The following is a 12935-nucleotide window of genomic DNA, read 5'->3' as shown; positions in this document are numbered from 1 at the left end:
ACCGTGAAACGACTCTACGCCGATGATAGTGCGGATTCCCGTGTGAAAGTAGGTAATCGTCAGGCTCCCTAAGCCAGAAACCCCCGCCCGAAAGGCGGGGGTTTTTGCATTTCGGCGGCCGAAATATACGCCCCGGGCGGGCGAGTGCAGCGTGCCCCAATCGACGCGTCGACCTACGCCCGATCAGCCACCGTCCATCCCGCTGCCGACCCACACCACGGAACGAAACCGCGCGATTTGATACGATCGAAATGTCGTCGGCGATTGCTTTCGTCGACGCTCATGTTCGAAACCAGGGCTTGATGGAGAGGGCGGGGAATGAATATCGGCGACGCGTCACGCGAATCCGGAGTCAGCGCAAAAATGATCCGGTACTACGAACAGGTCGGCCTGCTTGCACCGAGCAAGCGTACCGACGCCGGCTACCGGGTCTACGGCGCGGACGAAATCCATATCCTGCGCTTTATCCGTCAGGCGCGACGGCTCGGTTTTCTCGTCGAGGACATCCGCAAGCTGTTGACGCTCTGGCAAGATCGCTCCCGCGCCAGCGCCGAGGTGAAGTCGATCGCCCTCGAACACGTGGCCGAACTCGACAAGCGCATCGCGGAGCTGAGCGACATGCGCGATACGCTGGCCAACCTGGCCGCGCACTGCCATGGTGACGGACGGCCTGAATGCCCGATTTTGGCGCGCCTGGCCGACCCCGTCAGTGAACCAGATTAGTGCGTGCACTCGAGGCCTGAAATGGGCGTCTGATTCAATATCTATAAAAATCAATGGCTTGCGATGGATTTGCGTGCGAGTATTCCAAAGTGGAATGGCTTCCATGCAAGTATTTCACTAGCATCTTGGTGCGGCGTCGTTATAATTCGGGAATACCCTATACGGGAAATCCCTGAATCTCGATTCACCAGGGGTCCCTCTTCCTTGGAGAACGTCATGATCGCCTACATCGTCGAAAAGCTGAGCAACTGGTTCGAATCCGCAGAACGTGAGCGCCGTGAGGCTTACCTCGCCACGTCGTCGGACATCGTCCAGCTCGAGAGCCGTATCCGCTCGCTCGAAACCAACGGCTACTCGCTGTAATCGAGTCACCGTCAGGTGCCGTGTGGCACCGAACGAAAAGCAAGCCCCGTATTTGACGGGGCTTTGTTTTTTTGTGCGCCGGATCTGGCGAAATCGTCAGCGCAGCGCTATGGTATGGGCCTGCTTTTCATCCTGAAGGACACGATCATGCGTTTGCGTCTCGATGTGCGTCGCAGTGCCCGCGCGCGTCTCGCTCTTGGCGCGGCGGTGCTTGTCCATGGTCTCGCGGCCGGCGCGGCGACGTCGTCCAAACCGTTGATTCTGGATACGCAACGCGGTATCCAGGACGGCAAGGGCGGGCTGGTGCTGCAGACCGCGCCGTTGTCTTCCGAGCCGATCGTCGAGCCGGCGGGCATGCGGGCGCCGGCCGGGCAAGCGCCGAACACGTCGGTTCCGCTGTTTGTCGCGCCGTATATCAATGTCCCCGGCTGGGGTGGCGCGCCGCCAGCCAACCAGCCAAGGCTTGCGCCTAGACCGCAGCCATAACGGCAGGTCGCGGGATCAGTTTCCGCGCTGCTCGATCTGGAAGCGGGCGCCGCTATCCTGTCCCAGCGTCTCGACCAGATAGGGCAGTGCTTCGTTCATGCTCTGGGCGAGCGTATACGGCGGATTCAGAATGAACATCCCGCTGCCGTAGAGTCCCAGCCCATCGGTCGGCGGATTCGATACCGTCAGCGTCAGATGCAGCCAGTTGTTCGGTTGCAGGCGCTTCAGCTGCTCGGGAAAGCGCTGCGATTCCAGCCGGGTGACCTGCGGATACCAGACCGCGTAGCAGCCCGTCGCGAAACGCTTCAGGCATTCCGCCACGCAGCTTACCGTGCGCGCGTAATCCTTCTTGTCCTCGTAGGACGGGTCGATCAGCACGAGTGCGCGGCGCGGCGGCGGCGGCAGCAGCGCCTTGATGCCTTCGAAACCGTCACCGGCGAAGATCATCGCGCGTCGCCCCGCGTCGCGGAAATTGTGGCGCAGCACGTCGATTTCGGTCGTGTGCATTTCGAACAGCCGCATGCGGTCCTGCTCGCGCATCGATCGCCATGCGATGTACGGGGAACCCGGGTAGAAGCGCAGTTCGCCGTCGTCGTTCAGCGCGCGTACTTCGTCCACATAGTCGCCCAGCGCTTCCGGCAGGTTCTTGTCGTTCCACAGCCGGCCGATGCCGGTGTCGAATTCCGCCGTCTTCGCCGCGTAGCCGTCGCGCAGCGAGTACACGCCGGCGCCTGCGTGCGTGTCGATGTACCAGTACGACTTGTCTTTCTTGTTCAGGTAGCGCAGCAGTTGGACGACGACGGCGTGCTTGAGCACGTCCGCGTGGTTGCCTGCGTGAAAACCGTGACGATAACTGAGCATGGCGGGCTGCCTGAAACGAAAGGTGAATCGATGAAAGCGGTCGATCGCGCGCAGCCGTCAAGCCGGGCGCCGACGCGGCCGCGTATTGTACGCGAGTGGCCGTGAGTCGCCTTATTCGTATGCATCCCCGACCACTTCCTCGATGCGTTTCTTCACATCCGGCGTCAGCTTCGCGGCGACGTCGAGTGCGCCCATGTTGTCGCCGATCTGCTCGATCCGCGATGCACCGGTGATGACCGAACTCACGCGCGGATTCGCGAGGACCCACGCGATCGCGAGCTGGCCCGTGCTGCAGCCGAGGTCGGCCGCGATCCCGCCGAGCCGCTCGACGATTTCGTTGCTGGCCTGATCGGTCAATCGGTCACGCATCCAGTCGTAACCTTGCAGTTGCGCGCGGCTGCCGGGCGGCACGCCGTTGCGGTACTTGCCGGTGAGAAGACCGGACGCCAGCGGGCTCCAGGTCGTGAGGCCAAGACCGTAGTCGTCGTAGAGCCGCGCATATTCCTGTTCGACCCGAACACGGTGGAACAGGTTGTACTGGGGCTGTTCGACGACCGGCTTGTGCAGGTGATGCCGTTCGGCGATCTCGCATGCGGCGCGAATCTCGTCGGCACTCCATTCCGACGTGCCCCAGTACAGCGCCTTGCCGCGTACGATCATGTCGCTCATCGCCCAGACGGTTTCCTCGATCGGCGTATGCGGATCGGGGCGATGGCAATAGACGAGGTCGACATAGTCGAGCTGCAGCCGGCGCAGCGAGCCGTCGATTGCATTCAGCAGGTATTTCCGGTTCAGCGTGTGATACTGGTTCGGCGCTTCCGCGAGCCCCCAGAAGAACTTCGTGGACACGATATAACTGACGCGCGGCCAGTCGAGCGACTTGAGTGCCTGGCCCATGATTTCCTCGGATTTTCCGCCGGCGTAGACCTCGGCGTTGTCGAAGAAATTGACGCCCGCGTCGCGTGCCGCGGCGAGGCATTCGCGCGCGACCCGCTGGTCGACCTGATTGCCGTACGTGACCCACGAGCCGAGCGACAGCGCGCTGATCTGCAGGCCGGAACGGCCCAACCGTCGATATTGCATGCGAATCTCCTGCGTGACGGAACCGACCTTAAGCTTAGACGTTTTGCGCGCGAACCGCGGGGCCGATCGTGCACAATGACGGCTGGCCCGCCGGCACGGTCGCGCGACGAAAGCGGATGTGGCGGGCGCATGCTTTATCGATCCGACAACGGGAGGAGACGGACATGGCAGCAGATCTGAACGGCAAGACCGCAGTCGTCACGGGCGCCGCAAGCGGCATCGGCAAGGAAATCGCACTCGAGCTCGCCAAGGCAGGCGCGGCCGTCGCGATCACCGACCTGAACCAGGACGGCGCGAATGCGGTCGCCGACGAGATCATCAAGGCGGGTGGCAAGGCGATCGGCGTCGCGATGGACGTGACGAGCGAGGAAGCCGTGAACAGCGGCATCGACAAGGTGGCCGAAGCGTTCGGCTCGGTCGACATCCTCGTGTCGAACGCAGGCATCCAGATCGTCAACCCGATCGAGAACTACTCGTTCGCCGACTGGAAGAAGATGCAGGCGATCCACGTCGACGGTGCATTCCTGACGACGAAGGCCGCGCTCAAGCACATGTACAAGGACGATCGCGGCGGCGTCGTGATCTACATGGGTTCGGTGCACTCGCACGAAGCGTCGCCGCTGAAGTCGGCGTACGTGACGGCCAAGCACGGGCTGCTCGGCCTCGCACGCGTGCTCGCGAAGGAAGGCGCGAAGCACAACGTGCGCTCGCACGTCGTGTGTCCGGGTTTCGTGCGCACGCCGCTGGTCGACAAGCAGATTCCGGAGCAGGCGAAGGAGCTCGGCATCAGCGAAGAGNACAACGTGCGCTCGCACGTCGTGTGTCCGGGTTTCGTGCGCACGCCGCTGGTCGACAAGCAGATTCCGGAGCAGGCGAAGGAGCTCGGCATCAGCGAAGAGGAAGTGATCAAGAAGGTGATGCTCGGCAACACGGTCGACGGCGTGTTCACGACGGTGCAGGACGTCGCGCAGACGGTGCTGTTCCTGTCGGCGTTCCCGAGCGCCGCGCTCACGGGCCAGTCGTTCGTCGTCAGCCACGGCTGGTTCATGCAGTAATGCGGGCGCGGGCAGCATGGCCGCCCGCGCGCGAACGGCACAAAAAAACGCGCTCCGGAGAGCGCGTTTTTCATTTCGGCAGGGCGGGGCCGGTGACGGCTGCCGCCCACTGGCGCCGCGTTACTTCAGGACGGTTGCGACGGCATTGGCGACCACGTCGAGGTTGCGCGTGTTCAGCGCTGCGACGCAGATCCGGCCGGTGCCGACTGCATAGATGCCGAACTCGTCGCGCAGGCGATCGACTTGCGCCGTGGTCAGGCCCGAATACGAGAACATCCCGCGCTGTGCGTTGATGAAGCTGAAGTCGCGATCGACGCCGCTTGCCTTCAGGCGCTCGACGAGACCGTTGCGCATCGCGCGGATGCGATCGCGCATTTCACCGAGTTCCTGCACCCATGCAGCGTGCAGTTCCGGCGATGCGAGCACCGCTGCGACCACGGCGCCGCCATGGGTCGGCGGGTTCGAGTAGTTCGTGCGGATCACGCGCTTCAGTTGCGACAGCACGCGCGTGGCTTCTTCCTTGCTCGACGTGATGATCGACAGTGCGCCGACGCGCTCGCCGTACAGCGAGAACGACTTCGAGAACGACGACGACACGAATGCGTTCAGGTCGGCCGCGGCAAACAGACGCACGGCGGCGGCATCGGCCTCGATGTTTTCGCCGAAGCCCTGGTAGGCGATGTCGAGGAACGGCACGAGGTTGCGCGCCTTCACGACGTCGACGATCTGTTGCCATTGCGCTTCGGTCAGGTCCACGCCGGTCGGGTTGTGGCAGCACGCGTGCAGCACGACGACCGTGCCTGCCGCATAGCCGTTCAGTGCCGACAGCATGCCTTCGAAGTTCACGCCGTTGGTGGCGGCGTCGTAATACGGGTACGCGACGACTTCAAAGCCGGCCGCCTCGAACAGCGCGCGGTGGTTTTCCCAGCTCGGATCGCTGATCGCGACCTTCACGTTCGGGTTCACGGTACGCAGGAAATCGGCGCCGATCTTCAGCGCGCCCGTGCCACCCAGCGCCTGGGCCGTGACCACGCGGCCCGCTGCGATCAGCGGCGAATCGTTGCCGAGCAGCAGCTTCTGCACGGCCGCATCGTAGGCGGCGATCCCGTCGATCGGCAGGTAACCGCGCGGCAGGCCGGCCTCGACACGCACCTTCTCCGCTTCGCGAACTGCGCGCAGCAGCGGAATCTTGCCTTCTTCGTTCGTGTACACACCGACGCCGAGGTTGACCTTGGTCGGACGCGCATCGGCGTTGAAGGCTTCGTTCAGGCCCAGGATCGGGTCGCGGGGAGCAAGCTGGACAGCGGAGAAGAGCGACATGATGATTCGGCAGTTGTGAAAAGAGGGTCAGGCTTTCAGCCGGCGGTGCGGGCGCAGTAGACCGCGCGCCAATGGGCACGACGCCGGAAAGCGCAGCAGCCTGATATTGTAGCGAATTCGCGCAGGCGGGGGCGCGCGATTCGGCGGCGAACCGCGATTTCGGGCGACCGTCGGCCGTCAGGAGCCGACAGCAGTTCGCGCGGCCGCGAAGCGCTAGAATGGTTCCTTTGCCCTCGCTCCAGCCGCATTCCATGTCCGAACATCATGCCGAAGCCGGCGACGCGCTCGACGAATCCAAATTCGTCACCTTCGAAGGGTCGCCGTTCCAGCTGTATCAACCGTATCCGCCCGCAGGCGACCAGCCCACCGCGATCGAGACGCTCGTCGAAGGCATCGGCGACGGCCTTGCCTTCCAGACGCTGCTCGGCGTGACGGGTTCGGGCAAGACCTTCACGATGGCGAACACGATTGCGCGGCTCGGCCGCCCGGCGATCGTGTTCGCGCCGAACAAGACGCTCGCGGCGCAGCTCTATGCCGAGTTTCGCGAGTTCTTCCCGCGCAACGCGGTCGAGTACTTCGTCTCGTACTACGACTATTACCAGCCTGAGGCCTACGTGCCGCAGCGCGACCTGTTCATCGAGAAGGATTCGTCGATCAACGAGCACATCGAGCAGATGCGGCTGTCGGCGACGAAGAGCCTGATGGAGCGCCGCGACGTGGTGATCGTCGCGACGGTGTCGGCGATCTACGGTATCGGCAACCCGTCCGAATACCACCAGATGATCCTGACGCTGCGCATCGGCGACAAGCTCGGCCAGCGCGACGTGATCGCGCGGCTGATCGCGATGCAATACACGCGCAACGAGCAGGATTTCCAGCGCGGCACGTTCCGCGTGCGCGGCGACACGATCGACATCTTCCCGGCCGAACACGCCGAAATGGCCGTGCGCGTCGAACTGTTCGACGACGAGGTCGAGACGCTGCACCTGTTCGACCCGCTGACCGGGCGCGTGCGGCAGAAGATTCCGCGCTTCACCGTGTATCCGTCGTCGCACTACGTGACGCCGCGCGACACCGTGATGCGCGCGGTCGAGACGATCAAGGACGAATTGCGCGAACGCCTGGAGTTCTTCCACCGCGACGGCAAGCTCGTCGAGGCGCAGCGCCTCGAGCAGCGCACGCGCTTCGATCTCGAGATGCTGCAGGAGCTCGGCTTCTGCAAGGGCATCGAGAACTACTCGCGGCATTTCTCGGGTGCCGAGCCGGGAGATCCGCCGCCGACGCTCGTCGACTACCTGCCGCCCGACGCGCTGATGCTGCTCGACGAATCGCACGTGCTGATCGGCCAGTTGAACGGCATGTACAACGGCGACCGCGCACGCAAGGAAAACCTCGTCAATTACGGGTTTCGCCTGCCGTCGGCGCTCGACAACCGGCCGCTCAAGTTCCCCGAGTTCGAACGCAAGATGCGCCAGGTCGTGTTCGTGTCGGCCACGCCGGCCGACTACGAGAAGCGCGTGACGGGGCAGATCGCCGAACAGGTCGTGCGGCCGACGGGGCTCGTCGATCCGGAAATCGAAGTGCGGCCGGCAAGCTCGCAGGTCGATGACGTGCTGACCGAGATCAACGCGCGCGTGAATGCCGGCGAGCGCGTGCTGATCACCGTGCTGACGAAGCGCATGGCCGAGCAGCTCACCGAGTTTCTGGCCGACCATGGCGTCAAGGTGCGTTATCTGCACAGCGACATCGACACGGTCGAGCGGGTCGAGATCATCCGCGACCTGCGGCTCGGCACGTTCGACGTGCTGGTCGGGATCAACCTGCTGCGCGAGGGCCTGGATATTCCCGAAGTGTCGCTCGTCGCGATTCTCGATGCGGACAAGGAGGGCTTCCTGCGCGCCGAGCGCTCGCTGATCCAGACGATCGGCCGCGCCGCGCGGAACGTGAACGGCAAGGCGATTCTCTATGCCGATACGATGACCGAGTCGATGAAGCGCGCAATCGGCGAGACCGAGCGGCGCCGCGCGAAGCAGGTCGCGCACAACGAGAAGATGGGCATTACGCCGCGCGGCGTCGTGAAGCGCATCAAGGACATCATCGACGGCGTCTACAACGCAGACGAGGCGCGCGCGGAGCTGAAGGAAGCGCAACAGCGAGCGAAATTCGAGGACATGTCGGAAAAGCAGCTCGCGAAGGAAATCAAACGTCTCGAGAAGCAGATGGCCGACTACGCGAAGAACCTCGAGTTCGAGAAGGCCGCCGCGACCCGCGACCAGCTTGCGCTGCTGCGCGAGCGCGTGTTCGGCGCGAATGTCGGCGACCACATCAGCGGCGGCCGGTAAATCTTTCCAAGCGTCACCGAAACGGTGCACTAACGGGCCTGTAAGCCTTGTCGGATCAGGGGTTTACACGGCCTCTCGTTTGTTCCGGAACGGGTTCGGTGCTAAACTCCACAATTATTGAGAATTGTTCGCATTAACGTTCTTCGTCGCGTTAGTGTTTCCAGCGAGCCGCCCCGGCGGCGGCCCGTGTGTCGTCATTTAGTCAGACAAATAACAAGGAGTGTCCATGTTGGGTTCTTCGTTCATCCGCACGACGGTTGCGGTAGCAGCGGCGCTTGCCGCGATGTCGGCCTCGGCTGCCGAATATCCGATCGGCAAGCAGCAGATCCAGGGCGGCATGGAAATTGGCGCGGTGTACCTGCAGCCGATCACGATGGACCCGGAAGGGATGATGCGCAAGGCGTCGGATTCCGACATCCACCTCGAGGCCGACATCCATGCGGTCAAGAACAACCCGACGGGTTTCGCGGAAGGCGACTGGATGCCGTACCTGCAGGTCACGTACAAGCTGACGAAGCAGGGCGACACGAAGTGGAAGGCTGAAGGCGACCTGATGGGCATGGTCGCGAGCGATGGTCCGCACTACGGCGACAACGTGAAGCTGAACGGCCCGGGCAAGTATCACCTGTCGATGGTCGTCAAGCCGCCGATGCAGTCGGGCCACATGGCGTTCGGCCGTCACATCGACAAGGAAACGGGCGTGGGCGCGTGGTTCAAGCCCATTACCCTCGAGTACGACTTCCCGTTCGCCGGTATCGGCAAGAAGGGCGGTTACTGATCGGTGGCATCACGAACGGCGCGCTTCGGCGCGCCGTCGGCGTAGAGAACCCAGAATGAAAATTCCCCAGAAAATCGTTGCCGCAGCCGCTGCGTTGTGGCTTGCCGGCGCAGCGCACGCTGCCGATCTGCCGACGTTCAAGCTCGAGATGACGGACGGCAAGCTGAATCCCGCCCGCATCGAAGTGCCGGCCGGCCAGCGCTTCAAGATCGAGATCAAGAACACCGGCAAGGGCGCCGCCGAATTCGAGAGCGTGCAACTGCGCAAGGAGAAGGTGCTCGCGCCGGGCGCCGATTCGTTCGTGGTCGTCGCTCCGCTGTCGCCGGGCGAATACAAGTTTTTCGACGATTTCCACCAGCAGGCACAGGGCGTGATCGTCGCGAAGTAACGCGTTTTATCTGCGTGCGGGCACACACGTCCGTTGCCCCGCGCGTCAGGAGGTATCGATGGGTCAGATCTTGTTCATCGTCTGGCGGGAGAGCGTCGAAGCGCTGCTCGTCGTCGGCATTCTCTATGCATGGCTGAAAAACGGCGACGACGACGCGCGCCGCGGCCTGCCTTATCTGTGGGGTGGCGTCGGCGCCGGTCTGCTGATGGCCGTCGGCCTCGGCGCCGCGCTGGTCGGTTTCACCGAAGTGTTGTCCGGCGATGCGCAGGACTACTTCCAGACGGCGATGGTGCTGATCGCATGCGTGCTGATCGTGCAGATGGTGCTGTGGATGCGCCGGCACGGCCGCACGCTGAAGCGCGACATGGAGCAATCGCTGCAGCAGAGCACACGCGATTCGAACTGGTGGGGCGTCGCCGTGCTGGTTGCGCTCGCGATCGCGCGCGAAGGCAGCGAGACGGTGATCTTCCTGTACGGCCTCGGTTTCGGCCAGTCGGGCCACGTCGACGGCAACCAGATGCTCGCGGTCGTGATCGGCCTCGGCCTCGCGTTCTTCACGTTTTATCTGCTGCAGCTCGGTGGCAAATACTTCTCGTGGCGGCATTTCTTCCGCGTCACCGAAGTGATGCTGCTGTTCCTCGGCGCAGGCCTGTTCCAGACCGGCGTCGACAAGCTGATCGACAAGGAAATCCTGCCGCTCGGCATTTCGCAGGTGTGGGACACGTCCGCGATCCTCGATGATTCGAGCACGTTCGGCTCGCTCGTCGCGACGCTGACCGGTTATCGCGCGCACCCGGCACTGACCAACCTGGTTGCCTACGCGGTGTACTGGGCGGTCGTGTGGCTGCTGATGAAGCGCGCGAGCCGTCGTCCGGCCGTCGCCGCGGGCCGCGCGGCATGAGCGTGGTCGCCGCAGCCAAGCCGGGCTGGCTCGCGCAGGCCGGCCAGTGGATGCAGCGCCACGGTGCGCTGATCCGCGGCATCCAGTGGATCGTCGTCGCTGTCTACGCGTTCCTGATCATCGTGCCGGCGGTGTTGCCGCTGCCGGACGATTCCGCGCATCTGTGGAACAACCTCACGCTCATCGCGCAATTTGCGTTCTGGGGCATCTGGTGGCCGTTCGTGCTGCTGTCGATGGTGATGCTCGGTCGCGTCTGGTGCGGCGTTCTGTGCCCGGAAGGCGCGCTCACCGAATACGCGAGCAAGTTCGGCCGCGGCGGCCCGATCCCGCGCTGGATACGATGGGGCGGCTGGCCGTTCGTCGCGTTCGGGATCACGACGATCTACGGGCAGATGGTGAGCGTGTACCAGTACCCGCTCGCGGTGCTGTTCGTGCTCGGCGGCTCGACCGTCGGCGCGATCGTGATCGGCGTGCTGTACGGCCGCGAGAAGCGTGTGTGGTGCAAGTACCTGTGCCCGGTCAACGGCGTGTTCGGGTTGCTCGCGCGGCTCGCGCCGATGCGCTACAAGGTCGACGAGGATGCGTGGCGCCGTTCGTACAAGAACGGCGAGCACGGCCATCGCGTGATTCCGATCAACTGCGCGCCGCTCGTGCCGTTGCGCAGCATGAAGGGCGCGGCATCGTGCCACATGTGCGGCCGCTGCAGCGGACACCGCGACGCGATCTCGCTGTCGGCGCGCTCGCCGTCCGACGAAGTCGTGAACCTCGGCGCGCAGCAGGCGAACCCGTGGGACACCGCGCTGATCCTGTACGGCCTGCTCGGCGTCGCGATCGGTGCGTTCCACTGGACCGTCAGCCCGTGGTTCGTGCAGATCAAGCAATGGCTCGCGGGCTGGCTGATCGACCGTGACATCACGTGGCCGCTCGAAACCAATGCGCCGTGGTTCCTGCTCACGCATTACCCGGATCGCAACGACGTGTTTTCCTGGCTCGATGGCGGGCTGATCGTCAGCTACATCGTCGGCACGGGGCTCGTGTACGGCACGGCGCTGCTGGTGCTGCTGGCCGGTGCCACGCTGATGCTCGGCCGCTTCGATCGCGTGCGGTTGCATCACCTCGCGCAGGCGCTGATTCCGATCGCAGGGGCGGGCGTGTTCCTCGGGCTGTCGGCAACGACGCTGTCGTTGCTGCGCGCCGAACATGTGCCGCTCGGCTGGGCGACCGATGTGCGCGTCGCGATCCTGGTCGGTGCCAACGCATGGAGTGCGTGGCTCGCATGGAAGGTGACGGGGCGCTATGCGGCCTGGCCGCGCCGGCTGGCGGCATTCGCGTGGTTTGCCGTCGGGCTTGCCGTCGTCGACAGCGCCTGGTGGTTGATGTTCTGGGGTTTCTGAAGCGGCGGGTGTGCCGCTTCGGCGGCCATGCATTGACGGGCAACAACGAACACGGGCGGCAATGCGTTACGTATTCGCCGCCCAAATGAAAAAGCGGCACGTCGTTCGACGTGCCGCTTTTTTTCTTCCTTGTGCGAGAACCAAAAAAAGTGGCTTGGCTTGCTGCAGCGGCTGCTTGAGTGTGTTTGCACGAAGGGGTCTAGATCTCGCGTGCAAGCCGTTGCGCTGGCTAATGCCCAACACCTCTCAGGGAGGTGGTCCCCACAATACTCTGTCGTTACTTCGTCAGGATCAGCTTGCCGAGCCGAGTGGCACGCAGCTGATAAGTCTCTCCGTTATGCGCGATGCTGATGTGGCTGTGGCCTTGCAGCAGCGAATCGCTGTTGACGACCCGCGTGCCTGCATCGCGGTTGCCGGCGGGTTTCGCCGGCGTGGTGACCGCTGCCGTCTTCTGACGGCTGCTGCCTGCGGTGCCGGTTGTGTGGCGCAAGGTCAGCGTGGTCGGGCGCATGGTGTCGGTCATTCGGTTGATCGGTGACTGTCGATACGATGGAATGAATTCTAAATGATAACCATTCCCATTCGCAAAAACTCTTTATCGATCGAGATGGCTGAGTTGATAGCTTGAGTCAAAGAGGCGGCCCGAAGGCCGCCGCCGGGTTCAGTGCAGCGGATCGGGGTCCTTGCGGCCCTGCGCGTATTCGCGGATCAGGCGGACCGTGTCGATATCCGACGTGCGATACGCTTCCTTGACGATCCCGTGCGTCTGCCGGGCATCTTCGCTGTCGTCCGTGACGGTCAGCGTCGTGCGGTATTCGAAACGCAGGAACAGCTGGTGGTCTTCGCGTTCCTCGATCGTCATCGTCAGCGAGCCGCCGATCTCGCCGTCGGCGGCGAGGATGTCGTAGCGGACCTGCTGGTTCGGCGTGAACGTGACATGGTCGCGCACGATCGCGTGACCGTAGTGCAGTTCGCGTTCGAGCGTCGTATCCGTCCGTTCGCGGACGACGCAGCTGTCGAGGCCGAGCACGAACAGTTGCGGCTGTTCGGCGCGCAGCACGAGACCTTCCCAGAGCTGGTCGCGGGTGAGGGCCGGCACGGCCGAATCATCGGAATTGATCTGGATCAGATGTTCGAAGTTCAAGGGGACGGGTTCCTTCTGGTGGTTGGCGGCCACATGGTTCAAGAAGTTATTGTGACGCAAAACCGTCCGTTTCGCGGTACCTGCCGCCCCCCGATCG

Annotated in this window: 13 protein-coding genes and 2 pseudogenes; 10 read left to right on the top strand and 5 right to left on the bottom strand. The window is 63.6% G+C overall.

The genetic code is table 11. From position 1 onward, the window contains the following. Nucleotides 1–318 precede the first annotated feature (318 nt). The 3 genes from cueR (at nt 319) to ACTRWB_RS23235 (ending at nt 1572) form a co-directional block, all read left to right on the top strand. The gene (cueR, locus tag ACTRWB_RS23245; protein ID WP_193098747.1) at nt 319–723 is read left to right on the top strand and encodes a Cu(I)-responsive transcriptional regulator; all 405 of its coding nucleotides are present in this window, start codon (nt 319–321) and stop codon (nt 721–723) included. A 216-nt stretch (nt 724–939) separates the two neighbouring features. Next, a complete protein-coding gene (locus tag ACTRWB_RS23240; RefSeq protein WP_006478295.1) occupies nt 940–1086 on the top strand; it encodes a DUF3563 family protein in 147 nt (48 codons plus the stop codon). A 114-nt stretch (nt 1087–1200) separates the two neighbouring features. Further along, nucleotides 1201–1572, top strand: coding sequence for a hypothetical protein (locus ACTRWB_RS23235; protein ID WP_129512582.1), 372 nt, complete (start codon nt 1201–1203; stop codon nt 1570–1572). Nucleotides 1573–1587: 15 nt separating this feature from the next. On the opposite strand, the gene ACTRWB_RS23230 is transcribed toward ACTRWB_RS23235, so the two are convergent. Both ACTRWB_RS23230 and ACTRWB_RS23225 read right to left on the bottom strand, forming a co-directional pair. Then, the gene (locus ACTRWB_RS23230) at nt 1588–2433 is read right to left on the bottom strand and encodes a 23S rRNA (adenine(2030)-N(6))-methyltransferase RlmJ (RefSeq protein WP_129512581.1); all 846 of its coding nucleotides are present in this window, start codon (nt 2431–2433) and stop codon (nt 1588–1590) included. Nucleotides 2434–2544: 111 nt separating this feature from the next. Continuing rightward, on the bottom strand, nt 2545–3516 hold the full coding sequence (locus tag ACTRWB_RS23225; protein ID WP_446903309.1) for a potassium channel beta subunit family protein: 972 nt from the start codon (nt 3514–3516) through the stop codon (nt 2545–2547). 164 nt (nt 3517–3680) lie between these two features. On the opposite strand from ACTRWB_RS23225, the pseudogene ACTRWB_RS23220 reads away from it, so the two are divergent. Both ACTRWB_RS23220 and ACTRWB_RS23215 read left to right on the top strand, forming a co-directional pair. After that, nucleotides 3681–4301, top strand: a pseudogene (locus ACTRWB_RS23220) (3-hydroxybutyrate dehydrogenase); the annotation flags it as partial. A 15-nt stretch (nt 4302–4316) separates the two neighbouring features. Next, nucleotides 4317–4571 (top strand): annotated as a pseudogene (locus ACTRWB_RS23215) (SDR family oxidoreductase); the annotation flags it as partial. Nucleotides 4572–4691: 120 nt separating this feature from the next. Here the strand turns inward: ACTRWB_RS23215 and ACTRWB_RS23210 are convergent. Beyond that, nucleotides 4692–5891 (bottom strand): amino acid aminotransferase, encoded by a 1200-nt coding sequence (locus tag ACTRWB_RS23210; protein WP_129512579.1) that lies wholly within the window; start codon nt 5889–5891, stop codon nt 4692–4694. Nucleotides 5892–6142: 251 nt separating this feature from the next. On the opposite strand from ACTRWB_RS23210, the gene uvrB reads away from it, so the two are divergent. From uvrB to ACTRWB_RS23185, 5 genes are all read left to right on the top strand, one after another. Beyond that, on the top strand, nt 6143–8233 hold the full coding sequence (gene uvrB, locus ACTRWB_RS23205; protein WP_048248893.1) for an excinuclease ABC subunit UvrB: 2091 nt from the start codon (nt 6143–6145) through the stop codon (nt 8231–8233). Nucleotides 8234–8459: 226 nt separating this feature from the next. Then, entirely contained in the window at nt 8460–9011 is a 552-nt protein-coding gene (locus ACTRWB_RS23200) for an iron transporter (RefSeq protein WP_048248892.1), read from the top strand. Nucleotides 9012–9066: 55 nt separating this feature from the next. Then, a complete protein-coding gene (locus tag ACTRWB_RS23195; protein ID WP_034190351.1) occupies nt 9067–9399 on the top strand; it encodes a cupredoxin domain-containing protein in 333 nt (110 codons plus the stop codon). A 58-nt stretch (nt 9400–9457) separates the two neighbouring features. Beyond that, nucleotides 9458–10300, top strand: a complete 843-nt coding sequence (locus ACTRWB_RS23190) for an FTR1 family iron permease (protein WP_193098745.1) — start codon at nt 9458–9460, stop codon at nt 10298–10300. Further along, nucleotides 10297–11694, top strand: a complete 1398-nt coding sequence (locus ACTRWB_RS23185; RefSeq protein WP_412021436.1) for a 4Fe-4S binding protein — start codon at nt 10297–10299, stop codon at nt 11692–11694. Before ACTRWB_RS23190 ends, ACTRWB_RS23185 begins: the two co-directional genes overlap by 4 nt. Before the next feature lie 277 nt (nt 11695–11971). On the opposite strand, the gene hemP is transcribed toward ACTRWB_RS23185, so the two are convergent. Together hemP and ACTRWB_RS23175 are read right to left on the bottom strand one after the other, a co-directional pair. Next, nucleotides 11972–12217 (bottom strand): hemin uptake protein HemP, encoded by a 246-nt coding sequence (gene hemP, locus ACTRWB_RS23180; RefSeq protein WP_048248889.1) that lies wholly within the window; start codon nt 12215–12217, stop codon nt 11972–11974. Between the two features lie 138 nt (nt 12218–12355). Next, nucleotides 12356–12838, bottom strand: a complete 483-nt coding sequence (locus tag ACTRWB_RS23175; RefSeq protein WP_129512574.1) for an SRPBCC family protein — start codon at nt 12836–12838, stop codon at nt 12356–12358. Nucleotides 12839–12935: the final 97 nt, after the last annotated feature.

It is taken from the genome of Burkholderia sp. YIM B11467, from assembly GCF_052952715.1.
This window is presented reverse-complemented; position numbering and strand designations above follow the sequence as displayed.